The sequence below is a fragment of the Nostoc sp. 'Peltigera membranacea cyanobiont' 210A genome (assembly GCF_002246015.1).
In the GTDB taxonomy this organism is placed as follows: Bacteria; Cyanobacteriota; Cyanobacteriia; order Cyanobacteriales; family Nostocaceae; genus Nostoc.
Genome location: NZ_NOLJ01000008.1, coordinates 1 through 22,025 on the forward strand (window position 1 = coordinate 1; position 22,025 = coordinate 22,025).

The window sequence follows — 22,025 nt, forward strand, 5'->3', positions numbered from 1 at the left end:
GTGCGATTCGTTGCCTAGTGAATCACGGTAATCAGTCCGTACATAACTAAGCCAGCCTGACAGCAGATTACTGTCATCAAAAGGCTGAACTCTCGGTCAGATGCAAGTGTAAGCCTTGCCATTCAGACTCAGAATTGACTCCTTATCTGCCCACACCGAACAAGCTCGGTTCTTGTAGAGTGAAGCTGGGAACAGGGCGCAATCAGACGACCGTTGCGGGTTGACACTGGTGCTAACAGGGAGTTCCTATGATGAAACCGAGCCTATAAAAGCGACTTACCAAAAGACAGGGCGCAACTCAAGATCCCCTGACCTCACTGGAGTTTATTCCCGCCGTATCTTGAATCTAATAACGGCAAAGAGTCTAGGGAATCCAGCAGTCGAATTGGCTACATCTAACGGAACAACGCCACATGCTACAACGGGGGGAACCCCCGCAACGCAGTGGCTCATCAATCTCTCCGAGGGAACGAATAAAAACTAACTGTGGGTCTTGAGACAGTCGAATCTCAGGTAGACCAGACGAGCGGAGGAATTCCCACAGTTAGGGTAGGACAGTCCGTAATTGGACTGAGGTGTTCAGAAAATACAAACTAGAGAAGAGAAAATGATTAGACACAGTAGACATACTAGTGAATCTTGGAAAGCCGTACCGTGGAAGAAATTCCGCCGAAATCTTTTCCGCCTTCAAAAGCGCGTATTTAAAGCTGTTCTTGTTGGAGACAAGCGGAAAGCTCGGTCACTCCAAAAGCTTATTCTCAAATCAACCTCGGCTCGATTTCTTGCAATTAGACAAGTATCTCAGCTAAATGCTGGTAAAAAGACGGCGGGTATCGATGGGAAGAAATCACTCTCATTTGAAGAACGCTTCAACCTTGAAGAATTACTGAGAATGAACAGTGGAAATTGGAAGCATCAAGGACTACGGGAAATCCCCATCCCCAAGAAGGACGGGACTACCAGAATACTTAAGATACCTACCATAGCGGATAGGGCTTGGCAATGCCTCGCAAAATATGCACTCGAACCAGCACACGAAGCCACTTTCCACGCTAGGAGTTACGGGTTCAGAACTGGGCGCTCTGCCCACGATGCACAAAAGTACATCTTTAATAACCTCCACTCTGCTTGCAATGGAATAGAGAAACGAGTTATAGAACTCGACATCGAAAAATGCTTCGATAGGATTAACCACTCAGCAATTATGGATGAACTCATTGCTCCAAAAGGCTTAAAACTCGGAATATACCGATGCCTCAAGGCAGGAGTCAACCCAGAATTCCCTGAACAAGGAACACCCCAGGGGGGAGTGGTCAGTCCCTTACTAGCTAACATTGCGCTCAACGGGATTGAGGGTATACACAGATACCATAAGAATTTAGGATACAGAATCACTGATAAAACCCTGACCAGTGATATTACTGAACCATCAATCCGATACGCGGACGACATGGTTATTATACTCCGACCCGAAGATGATGCAATAGAGATACTTGAAAGAATCAGCGAGTTTCTCCGCAAACGCGGAATGAATGTAAGCCAAAAGAAAACCAAAGTTACCGCCGCGACAGATGGGTTTGACTTCCTCGGCTGGCACTTTAAAGTCCAGAAAAACGGAAGGTTCAGATGCAGTCCCGCAGTGGACAACTTCAAAGCATTTCGTAAGAAGGTAAAACACATCGTCAACAACTCGAATTATGGTGCTACCACAAAGGCTGAGAAATTAGCCCCGGTAGTTAGAGGTTGGAGAAATTACCATAAGTTCTGCAAGATGGACGGGTCAAGAAACTCGTTATACCACATCGAAAAAAGAGCTTACACGGTATTCAACAAGGAAACTAATCAAAATCGCAACTCTAGCAAGAAATTACTAGACAAAGCATTCCCAAAGGTTCCTTACTCCGAAAACAAACACATTTCTGTCAAGGAAACTAAATCACCTTACGACGGAGATACAGCCTACTGGAGCGAACGTAACAGTAAACTCTATGGCGGCGAAACTTCTATTGCTCTTAAGAAGCAAAGCCATAGATGTGCTTCCTGTGGTCTGAAATTCATCGATGAGGAACGGCTTCACCTACACCACATCGACGGAAATCATGCCAACTGGAAGAAAAATAATCTTGAAGCAATTCATGAGAGTTGCCACGATTACAAACACATGAGCAAAAGCGCAAGCTAAGAACATCGGAAGCTGGGTGCGGTGAAAGTCGCACGCCCAGATTTAACTGAGAGGTGCGCGGGATAATACCCGCCATCGACTCAACCAGACCTGGATTGGGATCGAGCCTACACCTTGATGGCAGAGCGGGGTATTCGCAAAATCGTTGCTTTGGGAGGTGGCTCTTTAACAGCTGCTCTAGTCAAGGCAGGGCGAATTGACGATTGGTGGTTGACCATTTGGCCGATCATTTTTGGAGGAAAGCACGCTCCTAGCCCAGTGGAGGGAGAGGGTTTTCTTCCCGATGTTGCTCCTCATCTAGAACTCATAGAAACTCGTCAGGTTGGAAGTGATTTGTTTTTACATTACCGCACGGTTAAGTGAAAACGCGCTGCCAGAATTAAGCACTATGAGCGTTGATATTAACAAGCAGGGGAGCAGGGGTACTTTCGCTCACAATTCCACTCTAGTTTGTACCTTTTACCCTACCCCTTGCCTCCTGCCTCCGATCAACCAGGGGGCCAATCCAACTGCCGTCCTCCCAAAATATGCAAATGTAAGTGATGGACTGTTTGACCGCCGTCATCACCAGCATTGATGACAACTCGATAACCATTTTTTAGTCCAGCTTCTTCTGCAACACGTTTAGCAGTTAACAAAAGATGCCCCAACACAGCATGATCCTCAGATTCAGCTTCAGCTAGTGTCGCAATGGTTTTTTTGGGAATGACAAGGATGTGAACGGGCGCTTGGGGATGGATGTCTTTGAATGCCAGGGCTAAATTATCCTCGTAAACAATATCAGCGGGAATTTCCCGACGAATGATTTTGCTGAAAATCGTTTCTGTACTTTCACTCATGCCAATTTACCTACTAATCTGCTAGAGATTTTATATTAAGTCCGCCTAATTACTTATCATTGAGAAAATTTGATTGTGCGGGTACACCCAGATTTACTGTTCGGTTCGGTTTTTTCAGGAAAAAGCTATGAAAAAACCTGCCAATCTTTTAAAAAGACTAGCAGGTATGGCTTATCATCAATCGGAGCGGCGGGATTCGAACCCACGACCTCCACTACCCCAAAGTGGCGCGCTACCAAGCTGCGCTACGCCCCGGTCAGAATTCCTATCATATAGCAAAACTGTAGGATAATCAAGAGGCAATTTTAAAAAACCTTAAGCATCCCACTAGCTTGCAGTAAATCTGGAACCGCAGAAGCATTCCATTTACCTTCTACACATCGCCCTGTATTCAAGATGAAGCGCAGACTGTAATCATCAGGATAGCCTTCTACTTCCATCCATAATAAATCGCTTTCGGCTTCACAATTAATTTTTTCCTCTTCCATCAATTCAGCTGCGAGTTGCTTCATGGTGTCTGCTAGCTGTGCTAGTAGACGACAAAAATCATTTAACTCGGCTTCGGTTAACTCAATTGCCCAATCATCTGTACCAACTAAACCTTTAAACTCAGGTGTATCGGGGTTCCAGCCAATACGCCAACCCGATCCGGTTTTGACAACGCGTTCCATAGTTTAGTTTTTTAAACGCAGAGGTACGCAGAGGTGTAACGCAGAGGGGCGCAAAGGAAAATTTATCATTTTAGTAGTTCGGCACCTCCTCGTTGCGGTGGCTGTGGGCTAGTTGATGTAGTTGGACTGGGTGTGGTGTTGGAGTTAGGGGGTACGGTGTTTTGGGAAGTAGGATTAAATATATTGACTAAGACTTGTACTAGGGCATCTCGCTGGCTGCGGGTGAGGCTCTTGATGGCTTTGCAATCGCTTTCTATGGGATTTTTCTGTAGTGCATCATTTCCTGGATAGGTAGTATCATACATAATTTCATTTGCACCCAGGTAATCAGCTAAAGTTAGCTTCCAATCTAAGCGATAAATCGGGGCACGCCCTTTGGTATAAATGTGATATCTAATTAGGCGATTTGCTAAGGTATTGCTTTCGGCAACTTTACCATTTTCTTTGCTGATATACTTATTTTCCCGTGGGAAATCTGGCAATTGCTGATACACTAGCTGCCAAACATCGCTAGGCGTGACTCTCTGAGCAGAAGCAGGTTGGATACTAAATAAATTTCTATGTATTGATTTATCCGCCCCTGAACTTAAAACAATTACACTCACTAGTATTAAGGTAAGCAGTAGTGGTGTTAGCGGTAGCGGTGCGTTTCGCTTGTACTGAGTTGTGAGTTTTGAGAAAATTGATTTAAACAGAAATTTTTTCTTTTTCATAGAACAATATTTTGGGCGTTGCTGAGTGAAAAGATGAATTTGCCTGATTCAGAATTCAGCACTCACCACTCAGCACTCAATCTTATAGTTCGCCGATAATTTCTGGTTGAGTCAATTCATCAGACATTTCGATAATTGCCCTTAGCACTGGCTTCATCATCGCATCTTCGTTACTTTCAAAGTCTTCGTAACGCCGACGTTTAGCACGATTTGCTACCTGAACCGTAATGCGGTATCGATTTGAGGCTGCACTAATCAGATCCTCAGCCCGGTGCATAATCTGAGATTGAGTTGTCTCGAACTTAGAACGCTTTAGCATAATCAGTGGTTCTTGGGGTCATTCTCCAGTGTAACAGCACTAAATCAGTCTACTGCTGTCTGTTTAATCGCCGGCAACCTCTCTATTGATAGAGGCTAAGATATTTTAGTCACTTTATAAGTAACTTGTAGTATTAAATAACGTACCTCATGGCTGACCTTGTGGAAACTGCGATCGCAGCGGGTAATTTCAATACCCTAATAAAGGCTGCTAAAGCTGTAAATTTCATAGAAACTTTGAAAAGCCCTGGTTCTTTCACGCTCTTTGCACCAACTGACGAAGCTTTTGCTAATCTGCCAGAGGGAACTTTAGACTCGCTACTACAAGATATCCCCAAGCTCCAGAAAATTGTGGCGTATCATATCGCTAGTGGGGATGTCAGGTCTGATGATTTGGTACAGATTAACGAGGCAGAGACGCTTGAAGGTTCAATTGTCGCCATTGAATCTGCCGACGGTAAATTTAAGATAAATAACGCCAATGTCCTGAAAACAGATATTCTGGCAGACAATGGCGTGATCCACGTTATTGATGCGGTGTTGATGCCTGCAATGGTGGCGGGGAAGTAAGGGCAGAGGGGAAAAGCTTACTGCAACTTCTCCCCTGCTCCCTGCCTCTTGTCCCCTCATATCATGTCCGCGTAATTAGTTATGCTAACCACAGTCATTACACCCCACCCCTTAATCCCCTCCCCGCTTGCGGGGAGGGGAGACAAAGCGTAGCTTTGGCGGGGTGGGGTTCTTCGGATTTAATAAGCAATCAAGCGGACATGATATCATTCCCTACTCGCTACTCCCCACTCCCAGAATGCACCCACTCCGTGCGGGAACAGTCAATGACAACTGCTGAGTTTCTCCTTCGCCATTACACTCAACTTCAGCAGTGCCATATAAAAGCTTGGTGGGTTGAGTCCGCAAAGTGGCAACATCTGCATTCGCTGTTGCCGAACTTGTACCAGCGTTGATGGCAATTATCAATTCTTCTGTCCCCAAAGTTCGCGCAAAAATATAAAGTTGCCCTTGAGCAAACAGAACTTGGTAATCACCTGTACGCAAAGCTGGGTAAGTGTGGCGGAGGGCAATTAACTGGCGGTGAGTATTGTAAATTTCTTGATTCCACTTAGCCTCTAAAGGAAAACTACGACGTGAGTCTGGGTCTATTCCTCCAGGTAAGCCAACTTCGTCACCATAGTATATGCTGGCAGCACCGGGAAAGGTGAGCAACAGTAAAGTTGACAATTCTATACTGGCTATATCGCCGCCTGCAATCGTCATCAATCGGGCTGTATCGTGACTTGCAAGCAAATTGAGTTGAGTTAGCTGAATTTCCCAAGGGTAAAGTTGCAGTACTTCTTGGATTTTGGTGGCGTACTCGGCAGCAAATAAGGGTGGGTAGGGTTGATAGTCGCGGCTTTGGACTTGTTCTAAGACTACGCGATCGCCTGCTGCAAAGGCAATTGTCGGCCCAGCAAATAGATAATTCATCACGCCGTCAAATTGCGTCCCATCCAGCCACTCGCGGGAATCTCCCCACACTTCGCCCACAATATAAGCTTCGGGATTGACTGCCTTAACGCGATCGCGAAATTCTTGCCAAAAACCAGGAGTTTTGATTTCAAATGGTACATCCAATCGCCAACCGTCGATGCCGAATTTAATCCAATATTCGGCAATTTCCATAATGTATTCTCGTACTTCTGGATTATCGTGGTTAAATTCTGGTAAGGCGCGATTCCCAGCCCAACCCGCGTAGTTAGCAGGAAACTCCCCATTATATGGTGAAAGGGGCCAGCCTTCTATTTTGAACCAATTTACCCAAGGCGAATGGGGGCCATTTTCTAAAACGTCGTGGAAAAAGAAAAAGCCACGGCTGGAATGGTTAAACACTCCATCCAGAACAACTTTGATATTTCGTTGATGGGCTGCATCAAGTAATTCTTTAAAAGCTTCGTTGCCCCCTAACATCGGGTCAACTTGATAATAATCGTGGGTATGATAGCGATGATTACTGGCAGATTGAAAAATGGGTGTGAAGTAAATCGCGTTAATCCCTAAATTTTGGATGTAGTCTAAATCCTCCATAATACCCCATAAATCGCCGCCTTTATAGCCCTGGAGGGTTGGCATAGAGTCCCAATCTTCCCAACGGGCTTCTTGCAATAACCGTTTGCGCGGCTGTTTGCTTCTGGCAAAACGATCTGGGAAAATTTGGTAGAAAACAGCGTGCTTCACCCAGTCTGGTGTTTGAATTTGCATGAATAACTTTTTGTATGTTTAGAAGCGATCGTTGCAAATATTAGCTTCTTTATGGCTCTTACTTATGATAGAGAATCTGTCATTTCTCAGTATTCATTAGTGATTTAGCCTTTTTCATGCTGTTTTATACGCAAATGTTATCAGTCTTAACTATTTTGTTTTAGTTTTTAACAGGTCAACTAGATAGACTTGTCACTGATTGCATTCTGATTCCTGAATACTTTTTTAAGAAATTTATTTATTACTTAATTATTCTTAATTTTATTTTCCTCACTTTGTCCGTAATTATTTCGGCAGACAATGGATTAGTTTAATAGCTTCATAAAAATTACCTGTTACCTCAGACTTGGGTAATTGTTAGATGTAAGCAATCAAAGATGTCTCAGGAACTACAGAAAATCACTATGAGGGATACGTAATTCCAGAATATGAGTTATGAATTAGCAATTGTCTTAGGAATAACTCCTACCTCCTAAACTGATTTGATGTTATCTATAAAATAAATAGATAACTATAGTCGCATCAAATAATCGAAGCGAAAAAACTACATAGTCTGTGTTAATCCTAAAGCGACTTATCCTCCTAGAACCACTACTTTCTTCACGGCAACTCAATTTAATTTAAGGTAAAAATGAGACACGAAAAACTTTCTCCTGGACTACTTTTGGCATATCAAGACTATCAAAATGAAGGAGATGAAGCTTTACTTACACATAAGCGATCGCTTGGCATCATTGCCCACAAAAGCCCGGTCAAGCCCACTAAAAGCGTCGTTTTTATCTACTGCGACCATGATGCAGACTTAAGTTATCTATCACAATATAATATTGAAGTCAATCAAAACTCTGGGAGTGTGCGGACAGCATTCTTACCCATAGAGAGTTTAGATGTCTTATCTGAAGAAGATGTGATTCAGCGAATTAAGCCATCACGCAAACTTCATTTGAGGATGGACACTGCAATAGGAGCAGTCAAACTACCGGAATTTAAGAATAAAACCGGACTGACTGGTAAACGAGTAATCATCGGTATTATAGACAGTGGCATCGATCCGAAACACCCCGCCTTTGCTGGACGAATTTTACACATTTGGGATCAAACATTGCCAGGGCCAGGAGTCACAGAGGGCGGTTATGGGGCGGAATTTAGCGGAGCGCAACTGACAGTTTCTCAGGATACTGGCGGTCATGGTACTCACGTCGCTGGCATTGCCGCTGGTGCCGATGCTAGTTATGGCGGTGTTGCACCAGAAGCAGAATTAGTTGTCGTCAGGTCAGATTTACAAGATGCCCACATTGCAGATGGTGTGCGTTATATTTTCCGAGTTGCTAGGGAGTTGGGACGCCCAGCAGTGGTAAATCTCAGCTTGGGCGGACACGCTGATGCTCATGATGGTAGTGATTCCCTATCCAAAGTTATCGATGCCGAAACTGGCCCTGGAAGAATTGTTTGCTGTGCTGCGGGTAATGAAGGAAATGACAACATTCATGGACAAGCGACCATACTCAGTGGACGCACTCGTGGTATGCGCTTCAATGTTCCTTTGAATCAAGTAGGCATAGTTTGGTTAAACGCTTGGTATGCCAAAGATAGCGAATTGGAAGTATCTGTGCGGAGTCCTAACGGTTTTGTCACCCCCTTTCAAAAAATCATTACTGACGGTAATGCCGCCCAAGATTACCAATTACCAGATGCACGGGTACAATTAGCCACACCAGCGCCAGACCAAGCCAACGGCGACCATAATTTCTTTGTGCAAATACGTGGTATTGGCCCCTCGCAAGTCATGGGAGGTGTTTGGCAGCTGCGAGTCCGCAACACTTCTTCAACTGACACATGTTTAAATGTGTGGACATTAGATGATAGTTCATCAGTGTTTTTCACTGGTAAAAGTGTGAAGGATGCCTTAAAAATTGGTTCGCCGGGAGCCGCCAGCAGTGCAATTACAGTTGCCGCCTATACTACTAAAACCAAGTACACAGATATTGATGGCCAAGTGCGAGAAATGGGCTTAGAATTGGATACTATTTCGGAATTCAGTAGTGAAGGGCCTCTACGCACTGATGGGAAGAAGCCCGATGTAGCAGCACCAGGAGCGATGATTATTTCCACACTTTCCGCCGATGCTAATTTTGACCGCTCATCGATGATTAATTCCAAGTTTGTGGTGCAGGCTGGTACGAGTATGGCAACACCGTTTGTAAGTGGGTTAGTAGCACTACTGTTGCAGCGAGATCCTCAACTCGATCCGGCTGCTGTGAAAGACTTGCTACGTAAAAATAGTGCAATTCCCGGAAAACCCGCAGGCACATTTGATGACAAATGGGGTTATGGAGTGATTAACGCAGCTAATCTGTAATTAGACTGAGAGACGCGATATATTAAACACTATAGATATATCGTGTCTCTTTAGGGTTATAAAGGCGATCGCTTAGTACACCCTGTAAGTTAATACAAGTAACAAAATAATAAAATTATTCTTAACTATTCAGATAATTTTTAATTTTGTTTGTATATTTATTTTGTCTTCAAGTAGCAAATTTTACATAAAATTTTCATAATTCATATCAATGGTTAAACTTCGCGTTCGAGAACTAGCACAAGAAAACGTTTACCATCTACTTAGTCTTACTTCAGGAGTTTCTGAAGAAGCTATTCGGACTTACGCAACACAGACTCCTGACGATTTTAAAAAAATTTCTATAGCCCTAAATTGGCCTGTCACAGAGCCTGGTGTTGCTCAAGTATTTCAAATGTTAGATCCTGTCAAAGCTAAGGATATGGCTATTGATTTACTAAGTACAGCTTCTGATATTTCTCCAGATGATATTCAGAAGTATGCCAATGAAAATGAAGATTTTCATATCACAGAAAAAATAGAGGATTTGAGAAAAATAGCCAAGGCATTAGATATAGAGATGGTAGAATTAGTAAAGCCTAAAGAGACAAGGGAAGCCGTAAGATTCAAGCTTGTTGAACTGGCTCAAGACAAACAAATGTCTCTTCAAGAGTTGGCAAACCAGTCTCATGTTGATTTTCCTATTATTTGTTTCTATAGTTCACAACCTATTGAAAATAAAAAAATAACGCAAGAACCATTTTATACTAATCTAAGCAAAATCAGTGTAGCTTTAAATTGCAGTATTGAAGATTTACAAGATAAAGAAAAAGTAGAGTTACCTCCAACCATGCTGCGAGTTCAAGAATTTCTTGAGGCGACAGATTTAAATATAAATGATTTGAGTTTACTAACTGGAGTCAATAGTGAATTTATAGATTTAATTGCCACTAACCCAATAGATATAAGAAACATACCAAGATGGGGAGAGGAAAAAGTAATATGTGAAATAATATGTAAATTTCTGCATTGTTCCTGTGAGTAATTTACTGCAATTTTGGACGTGAATTCTTATAAACAAGACATTCGGAATCATCAATATATAGAGAAGACTATAGCTAGAAGTAATTTTCAAAATTCTCTAGCAGGACAGAAGCGTATCCAAAAAGTACTAATAGGTATTTTTAGTATTTTTATAGCTGCTTTCCTTAGTATAGTAACGCTTCTAGCGGGTGGAGTATTGGTAACTATATCCAATGTTTTGAGAGTTAATCATTTTAACTTAATAGAAATTACTGCAATTATTTTATATACTATAGCATTAATAATATTTGTAGTTCGCAGTTATGAAGTAGCATCAGTAACTTGTGTTCTTGCGTTAATAGTAATTGGAATTGTTATTTATATTTCTTTTGAGGCAAAGAACCAGAGGACTGGAATAGGATTTTGGCTCTTATGTCTAGGTTTGAGCATAGCTTTCGCATTGGTTAGTGCAACTATTAAAGCATTCTTTATAGCAATTAGCTCTATGTATTATGGAGCTATAGGTGAATTTCTAGCTATTGTGGGATATGGACTGATTGCTGAAGCTTTAATTATAGGTGTATCCAAGATTCAAAAAGAAAACGATGGTGATGGTCTTATCACTATAATTGCAGCGATTCCAGTTATATTAGCAGCCGCAATGATTGCAAAAAAAGCAATCAAAGGCTCGCCTAAATTTATATGGATTAAGGAAGCAGCTGTATTCTGGACATCAATAGGTGGAACATCTTTTTATAAAGCAGATTTAACAGATACTTGCTTTGATAGCTCACATTTACCTCATACAGATTTTAGAGAAGCTAATTTAACTCGTACTAGCTTTGAAAATGTAACTGGATTAGAATTCTCTAGATTGCAAGGAACAATATTGGAAAACCCAAAAGTTAGAAAATTGCTAGTAAATAAAAGAGGAAGCTATGAAGATTATACGGCTGCCAAATTAAACGGTGCTAATTTAAAAAATGCTAATTTGACAGAGGCAATTTTAATCGGAGTAACTGCTTTAGATGCTGATTTTTCAGAAGCAACTTTGAGCGGTGCTTGCATCCAAGAATGGAATATTAATAAAAATACTCGTTTCACAGGGGTGAAATGTTCGCACGTTTATTTAAAGTGTACTAAACAAGGCGATCGCATTATTCTTTCAGAACGGAAGCCAGACAGTGGCGAGTTTCAAGACGGTGACTTTGAAAAATGGATCGATAAATTACAAGAGACTGTAGATGTAATTTTGCGAGATGGATTTAACTTGCGGGCTTTTGGTATTTCGCTTGCTAAAGCTGCTCAAGAGCATGAAGGATTAGATTTTTCTCGTTATAGTATTGAAAATAAGGGTGGAGGCATATTTGTTGGCAAAGTAGGTGTGTCTCCACAAGCTGACAAATCGGCTATTCACCAAACAATTACAAATTACTATTATAACGAATTATATATTCAAGGTGAAAAAGCAAATATATTACTAAATCCAGCAGGAGAAGTTGAAATCATGGAAAGCAATAATCAAAATATTAATGCAGATGGAAATGTCGATATGTCTAGCGGTAATAATATTACCGTAGGTGGCAATGTCACAAACTCTAACTTGACACTGGCAGATGCAAACAGTCAAGTTAGTAATTCGATTCAACAGCTTAGAGATATTAGTACTGATACTAGCGGCGAGTTAGCAAAGATTTTAAGCACTTTGCAAAAATCGATCACTGATGAACCTGCCCTTTCTGAAAATCAAAAAAAAGAGGCGCTAGAAGCTGTAGAAACTATAGCAGAAGAAGGTAAAAAACCATCAGCAGAACGAGGAAATAAACTCTGCTCAATGGCTCTCAATGCTCTTAAAGGTATAGCATCTGCTGTTACGGATGCTAGTAAACTAGCCGAAGTCTTCAAAACTTATTTGCCTACTCTTGCAAGCATATTAGGCATTTAGGTTCTGAAGAAAGCTCAACAGCTAAAGATAACAGCACTAAATCTGTAATTGGACGTAGAAATTCATGCATTAAGTCTGTAGAAAGATAGGTAATGAAAACTCATAAATTTGATAAATTGGTCTTAGGATAGGCTAAAAATTGCCCGCCCTTTTACGAAGGAATTGCTGATGAATTATCAAAAGCTAGATGCTGCCCTTGCTACAGCGCTGAATGATACTCAAAACTTAGAGGAACCCAGTTTGGGGGTTTTTATCCATACCGAATCAGTTTTGGACTTGGCTGCAATTGCTATTTTAGAAAGTTTAGGCGTTAGTGGTGTTAGCAGTGGCAAAGATATTTTCACAGCAACACTGTCACCAAATGCCATTTCCCAGTTATCAGAGGAACCTTGGGTGAAATGTTTGAAGCGATCGCAGCAATTGCGTTTGGTAAATCAGAGGAAAAGTTTAGGTAGCTTCAGTGTTTGATCTGATGTGATGTTCCAAAAACAATTCTCTGTTAATTTTTTGGGTATAGCGATCGCACCCCATTCTTCATCTCAATTAATACAAATGTTCTATATTTCTACTTGTCAGCCGCACCATCCATACATTACCAGCATTCTGTAAAATTCATCCCAAAGAATCAGATAATACCCCTTACCTGTGGTGGCAGACAGTCCTAAACTGAAGATGAGAGTTGAAAGGCAGTCGGGAGAAATTTTGTGAAGAAAGTATTATCAATCATTCTTGGTGGTGGCGCGGGTACTCGGCTTTACCCGCTAACCAAACTCCGCGCTAAACCAGCAGTACCAGTAGCAGGTAAGTATCGCCTAATCGATATCCCTGTTAGTAACTGCATAAATTCCGAAATATTCAAAATCTACGTCCTGACACAATTCAACTCAGCTTCACTGAATCGTCACATCGCCCGTACCTATAACTTTACTGGTTTCAATGAAGGGTTTGTAGAAGTGCTAGCCGCACAACAAACACCAGAAAACCCTAACTGGTTCCAAGGTACAGCCGATGCTGTACGTCAGTACCTATGGTTAATGGAAGAATGGAATGCAGACGAATATCTAATTCTCTCAGGCGATCATCTCTACCGCATGGATTATCGCCAGTTTATCCAGCGCCATAGAGAAACGGGGGCTGATATTACTCTCTCAGTCATCCCCATTGATGAGCGCCGCGCCTCAGATTTTGGTTTGATGAAAATCGATGATTCTGGTAGGATAATCGATTTTAGCGAAAAACCCAAAGGTGAAGCGTTAACCAAAATGCGTGTTGATACAAGCGTACTAGGATTAACAAAAGAACAAGCCCAAGAGCAGCCTTACATCGCTTCAATGGGGATTTATGTCTTTAAAAAAGAGGTTTTGTTCAAGTTATTGAGAGAAGGTACAGAAAGGACTGATTTCGGCAAAGAAATTATTCCTGATGCCTCTAAAGATTACAACGTTCAAGCTTATCTTTTTGATGACTACTGGGAAGATATTGGAACAATCGAAGCATTTTATCATGCCAATTTAGCCCTAACTCAGCAGCCTCAGCCACCCTTTAGTTTCTACGATGAAAAAGCGCCAATTTATACCCGTGCTCGCTACTTACCTCCAAGTAAACTTTTAGATTGCCAGGTAACAGAATCAATGATCGGCGAAGGTTGTATTTTGAAAAATTGCCGCATTCAACATTCCGTTTTGGGAGTGCGATCGCGAATTGAATCTGGTTGTGTCATCGAAGATTCCCTACTCATGGGTGCAGATTTTTATCAAGCTTTTGTAGAACGTCAATGTAATGTAGAAAAAGGTGACATTCCTGTAGGTATTGGTACTGACTCGATTATTCGCGGTGCTATCATTGATAAAAATGCCAGTATCGGGCACGATGTCAAAATCATCAATAAAGATAACGTGCAAGAAGCTGACCGAGAAAGTCAAGGTTTCTACATCCGTAGTGGCATCGTTGTCGTGATGAAAAATGCTGTAATTCCTGATGGAACCATCATTTAGTCATTAGTCATTAGTCATTAGTCATTAGTCATTAGTCATTGGTCATTGGTTAATACTTACAAGTAACAAATGACAAAGGACAAATAACTAATGACTAAACTCATCTTACTGATTGGTCTTCCAGGTAGTGGGAAGTCAACTTTGGCAAAACAATTACTGACACAATCCCCCCAAATGGCGCTAATTTCTACAGATGCCATTCGGGGGCAATTGTTCGGTTCCCAAGCCGTTCAAGGGTCGTGGCTGCTGATTTGGCGCGAAATTGAGCGGCAATTTCAGCAAGCTATTTCCACAACTAATACAGCTATTTTTGATGCCACCAATGCCCAGCGCCGCCATCGTCGTGAAGTCATTGCTTTAGCCCGTAACTTGGGCTTTACCGACATTAGGGGAATTTGGGTGGATACACCAGTTTGGCTGTGTTTGGCACGAAATAAAAGGCGATCGCGCCAAGTTCCAGAAGAAATTATTTTGCGGATGCACCGTCAACTCCGGGATGCTCCCCCAAGTCGGGAAGAAGGATTAGACAGCCTCAGCCGCTTATCAGAAAAATCGGAGTACGGGAATTGCGATTCCTTGGTGAGCGAGAACCACACTTGATTTTCTATATTTTTTGTTAATTTGAAATCATATTCTTTTTGTTTGGCACTATACCAGGCAAATTAAACATCTCTCTTCTTCAAAAAAAAACATAACGGGAATTTCTATAGGAGGCTGGTAGATGGCTGCAACCGACTTCAAAGACTATTACGCTATTTTGGGAGTCAGTAAGACTGCCAGTTCGGAGGAAATTAAACAAGCCTTTCGTAAACTAGCCCGGAAATACCATCCTGATGTCAACCCAAACAACAAACAGGCAGAGGCACGCTTCAAAGAAGTTAGCGAAGCCTACGAAGTTGTGTCAGACGCAGATAAACGCAAAAAATACGACCAATTCGGTCAATATTGGAAACAAGCTGGTGAAGGTTTCCCATCTGGCGGCGCTGCTCCCGATATGGGTAACTTTGACTTCAGTCAATACGGCAATTTTGATGAGTTCATTAATGAGTTGCTAGGACGCTTTGGTGGCCCTCCCCCTCGTGGTGCGGGTACGGGGCGCCAAAGTCAGGCAAGAAGTCACTCTTACCGCACTTCTCCGGGTACCTCAACCCATTTTAGCAGCAGCTTTAACGATTTTGGGTTTCAAGATGGAGGTGCGGCTAGTAGCCAGGATAGTGAAGCTGCGATCGCTCTAACTTTTGCTGAAGCATTTAATGGTGTGAAAAAGCGCTTCAGTTTAGGTAATGAAACAATAGATGTCAACATTCCATCTGGGGCTAAAACTGGTACTCGCCTACGGGTGCGGGGCAAAGGTCAAATTAACCCCATGACTCAACAACGGGGAGATTTATACTTAAAAGTCGAACTTCAGCCGCACACCTTCTTCCAAATGGAAGGCGATAACTTAGTATGCGAAGTGCCAATCACACCAGATGAAGCGACTCTGGGAGCATCTATTGATGTACCCACTCCCGATGGTTCAGTGAATGTCAAACTCCCAGCAGGAGTCCGTTCTGGTCAATCTCTACGTTTACGTGGCAAAGGTTGGCCCCTCGCCAAAGGTGGACGCGGCGATCAGTTGGTGAAAGTAGCGATCGTTCCACCAAAAGACCTCAGCCAACAAGAGCGGGAATATTATGAAAAAATCCGGGCTATACGTACTTATAATCCCCGTAGTCATTTGAACCAATTCAAGCTTTAATAAGCAAAAAGAGAATCGCCATAATTAAAATCTCGTCATTACCCACATTTTGGTAACAGTCAAAGTATTATGCGAAACCACATCCTGGCTAGAACTTAAGTTCTGCGACTTAGAGCTACTGTTCACTCAAGTGGACTTGAATCATATTCGGGTGAGTGTTTAACCGAACTTCAGATAAATTGTTGTTTAGTCCAGTTAAGAGAACTTGAACTATTAGCCTTGGAATTGTATTTCGAGGCACAATAGTTCTACTTGGTATTCAAAAGCCCACTGATTCCTTATTTTAAGTAGTTTGTTTTTATATATAAAAATACAATTTTTATATTGCCAGAAATCTGATGATTATAGCGCTTCTCTTTCGGATGCAATAGACTTTGACCTCTCTCCAAACCTCTCTCCTTTTAGGAGAGAGGCTTTGAATTTTACTCCCCAACGCTAGAAGGGAAAGGCTGGGGGTTCGGTCTGTATTCTATGCAACTGAGAACCTCTATAAATTGCTACAAACAAAGCTAAATAATGTTGTTATCTTTTAATTCTTAACTTTTTTGATACCGCATACCTGGTAGTTGCGAAATTAAACCCATAAGTTCCAACTGTAACAAAGCACTGGAAACTGAGCCAGCAGCCATGCCAGTTTGTTGGACAATAAAATCAAAGGGCAAAGCATCACTTGCGAGAGCCTCCGGCACACTTGTGGCGAACGCATCCATTACTGTTTGCAATTCTGGTGATAAAGTGGGTAAACTTAACTGCTCTGGTGCTGTAGAAGCCTCAATTGTATCAATTTGTGGTATTGCTCCTAGCATTGTTAATAGTTCGTCTAGTTCTTTAAGAATGAAAGAAGCTCCCTGACTCAGTAACTTTAAGCATCCTTGGGATGGATAATCGTCTAGTCTTCCAGGTAATGCATAGACATCTCTACCAAATTCATTTGCATAGGTAGCAGTAATTAAGGCACCAGATTTTAAAGGCGCTTCCATTACCAGAATGGCGCGGCTTAAACCTGCAATAATGCGGTTGCGACGGGGAAAGTGAGTCCGATCGGGTGGGGTTTTTGTGGGGTACTCACTTACAACTAACCCAGCCGTCAAAATTTGCTTGTACAAATCCCGATTTTTATGCGGATAGATGACATCTACACCAGTTCCCAAAACTGCGATCGTTCGTCCACCTGCTTTCATGGCGGCGATGTGGCTTTCGGTGTCAATTCCCTCTGCCATACCAGAAACGACTGTAAAGCCATTTTTAGCCAAAGCTGTACTAATTTGGCGAGTCCAACGGATACCATATTCTGAGGGTTGGCGGGTTCCGACAATCCCAACCATTGGTTTTTGTCCGAGATTTTCTTGGAGTTCGACTTCACCGCGATAGTACAAAATTGGCGGTGGACTGGGAGTTTCTAGCAGTAAACGGGGATAATCTGCATCTGCTGGCGTCCAGAAATGAGAGTTTTCCTGCTGGTGCTTGGTGAAGAGTTGTTCTGGGTGCAAACGCGATCGCTGTTGTACTACTTTTTCTAGTGTCTGAAAACCAAAACCCTCTACTTCTCCTAACTGTACCTTAGTAGCGTTCCAAGCTGTTGCCAGCGTGCCAAAATGCTGTTGCAGCCGTCGCAATAATACCGGGCCAATTCCTGAAATTTGCGCCCAAGCTAACCAATATGCGCTTTCTTCTACCACCGTTCTATCCTCACGCCCACTGGATTGAGTATTCCCAAATTAGGGTTGGCTGTTGATGGAGTAGGGGCGATACTGTTCGGTTAAGGCAAGAGACGCGATGAATCGCCGTCTCTCTCTACAAAGATGCGATGAATCGCCGTCTCTACAAAGACCTCTTTCCTAATTCCCCTTGACTTTTGACTCTTGAGTCTTGACTATTAACTATTGACTATCTATCTTCTTATCTTCTGTGATGAAATATTTTTATCGTCTTCTAATAAGCCTATCTGGGTGCTTAATATTTTTACTGGTGCATAGTGGCCTTGGTTTATTACCTAGTTTGGCAGCCGAAAAAGTTACCGTCAGGTACGGATTGTTTGAGCAATCAATTCCGGTGGCAGATATACGCAACTATGGCGAGACTCAAAAGGCTTCTAGCGATTTGCAATCTTTCCTAGATTACCTTAGCGCTAAGGAAAAACAGAAGTTCCAAGAAGCCCTTCAAGTGAAAATGTCGCTTGATATTGTGGCTTTAGATAAGCTGGTAAACACAGGAATGGGCAAGCAAATTTTATCTTTTGCTTCCCAAGCGATCGCTCGTCGCGATCAAGCTAGTATACAAGCACTACGATCTGCCCTGATCATCGGAGCAAGATCGCCAGAAGGTCTAGGAATAACTAGCTTTCTACAAGCCTATCCCAGTAATCAACTAGTTATTGATGTGTCAAAGATTAAGAAGCTAGTCGGTATGGCAAATTCCTCTGCTAGTTCTGCTGATGCGCCGCCGAAAGATGACGTAAGTTCTTCACCTTTAGGAAGAATTGCACTACAATATCAAACACTCGCCGCCCAGAATAAACAGTTTTCAGGTTGCTTATTTGGCGATTCTATTTCGGCTGGACTTGGCAATACCCTTGGGAGTGGTACTTTTAATTTTGGGTTAAATGGTCTGAGTACAATCTCATTACTAGAACAACTGAAAAGTTTAATTCCTACCAAGGTTAAATGCGAAAAAGCCATTATTGCCATAGGTGGAAATGATGCTTTGTATAGAATTAGTGATGAGTTATTTAGCAAAAATCTCCAAGAGGCGATCGCACTTCTGCGCACAATGGGAACTAAAGAGATTTTTCTGATTCCGGCTTTTTATTCGACAGTGGCAGCAAGCTCAGATCCAACTGTAGCAGCCCCAAATTCTAAAGTTGAACAAATTAATGTTCTGATTAATCAAGTGGCTGAAACAGAAAAAGTACCAGTTGCCGCAGCCGGACTAGCACCATTATATGAAAATAATGTTCTTAAAGAAAATTTAACCAGTGATGGCGACCATTTGAATGCAGAGGGTCTGAAAATTTATCGGCAAGCATTATTACAAATCCTGGGTAAGTAATACCATTTTTAATTTTGGATTTTGGATTGACTGAAAAATCCAAAATCTAAAATTCAAAATTAAATGTCTGCCGAAGCCAATATTTTTGCTGTATCACCGTTAGGCTTTCCAATTCAAAAAACGTGCATAAAGATAAGCTATACCTTCATCAAGAACCGTCCGCACACCTTCGCTAGAACCCCACCATTTGTTTGGGTTATAATCTTGCGTTGTAGCAGCAATCACACCAACATTAATTTCAGGGGTAAGTATTTTTTTAAAAAGAAACCAACTCCTACGGGCATGAACGTCCAAGGAAAAAAGATTAATCGATTCTATTTTTAAATTTGAATTGGATAGCCAACGCTCAAATTCAGCAGCAGATGCATAACTACGATCCTTAACTACAAAAGGTGTCGGAACAGCTACTACTTTTTCTGCTTCTAAACCGAGTTTTATGAAAGTGTCAGCCGACACGTCTGCAAAGTTCTTGTATCCGGTAAGATAACTTCCTTTTCCTAATGTGCCTCCGGTAGTAATTATTTGATGATAAGAACCGTTTTTAAATTCAGTCAAAGCTTTTTCTATAGCGTAATCTGGTAGCCATCCTTCAACAACTAATACTTCTGCTGATTGGATCGGGGAAGTTACGGCGAGAAATGAGTGTACATGAGTAAAAAGGAAAAATATTAAATAGGCAATCAAAGCGATCGCAATCGCCCACCCTTGAGCCGTAAGTGTCCACATTTCTTGGCGTTTGATTAGTTTGATTTTGGGAAATTTTTGACACCGACGATTTTTTCTCCGCATTAACCCTTAGCTAAACGTTGTTCTTTCAAGTAGGTAAACACAGATTTATCTCCAATATCAGCAGGAATTGCTTGGACTGTCTTTCGCAAGGCAAACACTAAAAATAATATCGCCCAAGTTCCTAATAAAATACTTTCTCCCTGAGTTGGTAAAATTCCTACCAAATGTCCTAATAACAGTAGCGGTACAATTGGGGTTAATACTTTGGTTTCCAGGCGATTGAAGCAAAAAGCCTCTTTAAAATAAATACCTGTCAAAGCTACGAAGATAAAACCAACCCCAAATAAGGTAATTGGCTGATTGTAAACAGCAAGAGCTAAAGGTTCACTACTAGTGATCGCCAAAATCACTGATGCGATATTACCAATCGCCCAAAAAACTTGCAACGTTCGGTGCAGTGATGCCATATAGATATGGATGGTAAATAAACTTACACCAAGAGCGAGGCTAAAACAAGCATATAGAGGTGTCAGTAAAGTTACAACAGTTGGGTTATTGTTGAGTAAAATCAAGGCGCTGCCGATGGCAAAGCTCAGTGCTGCTACCATTAATCCAGCGCGATAGATAATTACGCCAGTGCGATCGCTCTGAGTAATTGTAAATTCCCCAAACTGACCTTGATAAACTTCTGGTGCAGAGAGTGTTTGTGTAGTCATAGCTAAGAATATAATTATGATTCTCTAGTAGAGTACAACAGGAAATTGCTCAAGGGTTACTTTTATTATTATGAGCAATAAGGCGAACTTCATGTCACCATTCCTAAACTTACGTCTTTTAGTTGTTGCTTTCTGGAAATTTTTGTCGAATTGGCACTGCCTACGATGAATGTAACTGCTTGTTTTTAAGTGGTGTGTAGTTGCCCACCCTCCGTTTTATATCTAGGATTTTCCCTTTCTTTGCCTTTCCTACAAATCAGCAACAGGCACTTTGCAGTCTGGTGATTTTTCACTGTCTTAACTTTAGCAATATTCACTGGTCTGATTTTCTGAAAAAAACAACACTTCTAGCACATCTTGTAAATTAATCTGTAATTGTGAGTGAGCATCTCCGCAATTAATGGCAATTTCTACCCAGCCGTGACTGCCAACTAAAGCTATTATCTCCCCCACTTTGACCTCACTGTAAGTTTTACAGCCTGGTACACTCAATCCGGCAACTTGCACATACCAACTTTTGCCTTGCACGTAACTCGCTGGAATGTTACTCACTAGGTTGCCAAAGTGGTCAATATATTGAATGCAACCCACTACACTGGTGGTTGTCTGCTTGCAGTTGCCTATATCCAGGTTTACCAAACTTACCGGATCGATTTCTTGTCCTAGCTGTTTGAGGGGGACACCACTAGCAAGATTAGCTGCCACAGGTGCAAAGATATCTCTACCGTGAAAAGTCTTGCTTGGTTGAGGAGTACGCCAATAATTAAGATTTGTAAGTTCGACGGCAGCGATCGCAGGACTTTGACTAAGTACCCCGCTGAATATACCATTATCTGGCCCGACCAAAAACCCTTGAGTAAATTCTACTGCGATCGCTCGTCGCTTGCTTCCCACACCTGGATCTACTACTGCCAGATGCACTGTCCCAACTGGGAAATGGGCATAAGCATTCATTAGGCTAAATCTGGCTGCGGCGATGTCTTGGGGCGGAATTTGGTGCGTTAAGTCTACCACCGTCAGTCTAGGGTTGATTTGGGCTATGACTCCCTTCATTATGCCTACATAAACATCGCGATCGCCGAAATCGCTCAGTAAAGTCACGAGTGGTTGTTGATCTATCTGGTTATTAGACATATTTTGGTAGAATTATATAAAAAAGATATTTTCTGTAGCAACAGCTACAAAATATGTGTTATGTTAAGAATACAAGACATAAATTGAAAAATTAAAGCAGGTAATCACTATGAGTCAAAATAGAGTACAGAGCATAAGCAAATCACGAGAAGCTCACAGAGCGAATATTCAAAGAAGCCTAGAGCATCGCTTGGAAATAGCCAGAGCAAAAGGCGACGAACAGCTAATTCGTCAACTGGAAGCTGAAATGAGGTATTCCAGCTAAATCAAGTTTTCATTGTTCATAGTTTTGTTGTGTAACCCGCTACGGCGGGTTTTTTCTTTTTAGATAGGGAGTTTCCTGGCAATTTCGCTCTGACAGCGTTTTGCAATTAATTG

Annotated in this window: 21 protein-coding genes and 1 tRNA gene; 12 read left to right on the forward strand and 10 right to left on the reverse strand. The window is 41.9% G+C overall.

Features of this window, described 5'->3' with window-relative positions; all coding sequences use genetic code 11:
- Positions 1–607: 607 nt before the first annotated feature.
- Complete coding sequence (locus tag CDG76_RS24485) at positions 608–2,182, forward strand: group II intron reverse transcriptase/maturase (RefSeq protein WP_094351512.1); 1,575 nt, start codon at positions 608–610, stop codon at positions 2,180–2,182.
- A gap of 90 nt (positions 2,183–2,272) precedes the next feature.
- Complete coding sequence (locus CDG76_RS24490) at positions 2,273–2,545, forward strand: dihydrofolate reductase family protein (RefSeq protein WP_223265389.1); 273 nt, start codon at positions 2,273–2,275, stop codon at positions 2,543–2,545.
- 125 nt (positions 2,546–2,670) lie between these two features.
- On the opposite strand, the gene CDG76_RS24495 is transcribed toward CDG76_RS24490, so the two are convergent.
- The 5 genes from CDG76_RS24495 to CDG76_RS24515 form a co-directional block, all read right to left on the reverse strand.
- On the reverse strand, positions 2,671–3,021 hold the full coding sequence (locus tag CDG76_RS24495) for a histidine triad nucleotide-binding protein (protein ID WP_094351513.1): 351 nt from the start codon (positions 3,019–3,021) through the stop codon (positions 2,671–2,673).
- Positions 3,022–3,202: 181 nt separating this feature from the next.
- Positions 3,203–3,276 (reverse strand) — tRNA-Pro (locus tag CDG76_RS24500).
- 50 nt (positions 3,277–3,326) lie between these two features.
- Complete coding sequence (locus CDG76_RS24505; RefSeq protein ID WP_094351514.1) at positions 3,327–3,692, reverse strand: DUF1818 family protein; 366 nt, start codon at positions 3,690–3,692, stop codon at positions 3,327–3,329.
- Positions 3,693–3,757: 65 nt separating this feature from the next.
- Positions 3,758–4,405, reverse strand: coding sequence for a hypothetical protein (locus tag CDG76_RS24510; RefSeq protein ID WP_223265366.1), 648 nt, complete (start codon positions 4,403–4,405; stop codon positions 3,758–3,760).
- 82 nt (positions 4,406–4,487) lie between these two features.
- The gene (locus tag CDG76_RS24515) at positions 4,488–4,724 is read right to left on the reverse strand and encodes a DNA-directed RNA polymerase subunit omega (RefSeq protein ID WP_094351515.1); all 237 of its coding nucleotides are present in this window, start codon (positions 4,722–4,724) and stop codon (positions 4,488–4,490) included.
- Positions 4,725–4,873: 149 nt separating this feature from the next.
- On the opposite strand from CDG76_RS24515, the gene CDG76_RS24520 reads away from it, so the two are divergent.
- Positions 4,874–5,293 (forward strand): fasciclin domain-containing protein, encoded by a 420-nt coding sequence (locus tag CDG76_RS24520; RefSeq protein ID WP_094351516.1) that lies wholly within the window; start codon positions 4,874–4,876, stop codon positions 5,291–5,293.
- Positions 5,294–5,506: 213 nt separating this feature from the next.
- Here CDG76_RS24520 and CDG76_RS24525 read toward each other — a convergent pair whose 3' ends face one another.
- Entirely contained in the window at positions 5,507–6,979 is a 1,473-nt protein-coding gene (locus CDG76_RS24525) for a glycoside hydrolase family 13 protein (protein ID WP_094351517.1), read from the reverse strand.
- Between the two features lie 631 nt (positions 6,980–7,610).
- Here CDG76_RS24525 and CDG76_RS24530 point away from each other — a divergent pair.
- The 7 genes from CDG76_RS24530 (at position 7,611) to CDG76_RS24560 (ending at position 16,020) form a co-directional block, all read left to right on the forward strand.
- Positions 7,611–9,338: a S8 family peptidase gene (locus CDG76_RS24530; RefSeq protein WP_094351518.1), complete on the forward strand. Its 1,728-nt coding sequence runs from the start codon at positions 7,611–7,613 to the stop codon at positions 9,336–9,338.
- A 211-nt stretch (positions 9,339–9,549) separates the two neighbouring features.
- Positions 9,550–10,362: a hypothetical protein gene (locus tag CDG76_RS24535; protein WP_094351519.1), complete on the forward strand. Its 813-nt coding sequence runs from the start codon at positions 9,550–9,552 to the stop codon at positions 10,360–10,362.
- Positions 10,363–10,380: 18 nt separating this feature from the next.
- Positions 10,381–12,285 (forward strand): pentapeptide repeat-containing protein, encoded by a 1,905-nt coding sequence (locus tag CDG76_RS24540; protein ID WP_094351520.1) that lies wholly within the window; start codon positions 10,381–10,383, stop codon positions 12,283–12,285.
- Between the two features lie 168 nt (positions 12,286–12,453).
- Positions 12,454–12,753, forward strand: coding sequence for a hypothetical protein (locus CDG76_RS24545; RefSeq protein WP_094351521.1), 300 nt, complete (start codon positions 12,454–12,456; stop codon positions 12,751–12,753).
- A 236-nt stretch (positions 12,754–12,989) separates the two neighbouring features.
- Positions 12,990–14,279 carry a glucose-1-phosphate adenylyltransferase gene (locus CDG76_RS24550; protein WP_094351522.1) on the forward strand — a complete coding sequence of 430 codons (1,290 nt, stop codon included), beginning with the start codon at positions 12,990–12,992 and terminating at the stop codon, positions 14,277–14,279.
- Positions 14,280–14,369: 90 nt separating this feature from the next.
- Positions 14,370–14,879, forward strand: a complete 510-nt coding sequence (locus tag CDG76_RS24555; RefSeq protein ID WP_094351523.1) for an AAA family ATPase — start codon at positions 14,370–14,372, stop codon at positions 14,877–14,879.
- Positions 14,880–15,000: 121 nt separating this feature from the next.
- Complete coding sequence (locus tag CDG76_RS24560; RefSeq protein ID WP_094351524.1) at positions 15,001–16,020, forward strand: DnaJ C-terminal domain-containing protein; 1,020 nt, start codon at positions 15,001–15,003, stop codon at positions 16,018–16,020.
- A 536-nt stretch (positions 16,021–16,556) separates the two neighbouring features.
- Here CDG76_RS24560 and dprA read toward each other — a convergent pair.
- Positions 16,557–17,699, reverse strand: coding sequence for a DNA-processing protein DprA (gene dprA, locus CDG76_RS24565; RefSeq protein WP_094351525.1), 1,143 nt, complete (start codon positions 17,697–17,699; stop codon positions 16,557–16,559).
- A gap of 289 nt (positions 17,700–17,988) precedes the next feature.
- Between dprA and CDG76_RS24570 the strand changes: the two genes are divergently transcribed.
- Positions 17,989–19,068: an alpha/beta hydrolase gene (locus CDG76_RS24570; protein ID WP_223265367.1), complete on the forward strand. Its 1,080-nt coding sequence runs from the start codon at positions 17,989–17,991 to the stop codon at positions 19,066–19,068.
- Positions 19,069–19,167: 99 nt separating this feature from the next.
- On the opposite strand, the gene CDG76_RS24575 is transcribed toward CDG76_RS24570, so the two are convergent.
- The 3 genes from CDG76_RS24575 to CDG76_RS24585 all read right to left on the reverse strand — a co-directional run bounded on the left by CDG76_RS24575 (position 19,168) and on the right by CDG76_RS24585 (position 21,647).
- On the reverse strand, positions 19,168–19,857 hold the full coding sequence (locus tag CDG76_RS24575; protein ID WP_094351527.1) for an ElyC/SanA/YdcF family protein: 690 nt from the start codon (positions 19,855–19,857) through the stop codon (positions 19,168–19,170).
- The gene (locus CDG76_RS24580) at positions 19,857–20,513 is read right to left on the reverse strand and encodes a DUF2301 domain-containing membrane protein (RefSeq protein ID WP_094351528.1); all 657 of its coding nucleotides are present in this window, start codon (positions 20,511–20,513) and stop codon (positions 19,857–19,859) included. The genes CDG76_RS24575 and CDG76_RS24580 overlap by 1 nt, the downstream gene beginning before the upstream one ends.
- A 303-nt stretch (positions 20,514–20,816) precedes the next feature.
- The gene (locus tag CDG76_RS24585; protein ID WP_094351529.1) at positions 20,817–21,647 is read right to left on the reverse strand and encodes an SAM hydrolase/SAM-dependent halogenase family protein; all 831 of its coding nucleotides are present in this window, start codon (positions 21,645–21,647) and stop codon (positions 20,817–20,819) included.
- 109 nt (positions 21,648–21,756) lie between these two features.
- On the opposite strand from CDG76_RS24585, the gene pirA reads away from it, so the two are divergent.
- A complete protein-coding gene (pirA, locus tag CDG76_RS37635) occupies positions 21,757–21,912 on the forward strand; it encodes an arginine synthesis PII-interacting regulator PirA (RefSeq protein WP_190240971.1) in 156 nt (51 codons plus the stop codon).
- The last annotated feature ends 113 nt before the right edge of the window (positions 21,913–22,025 follow it).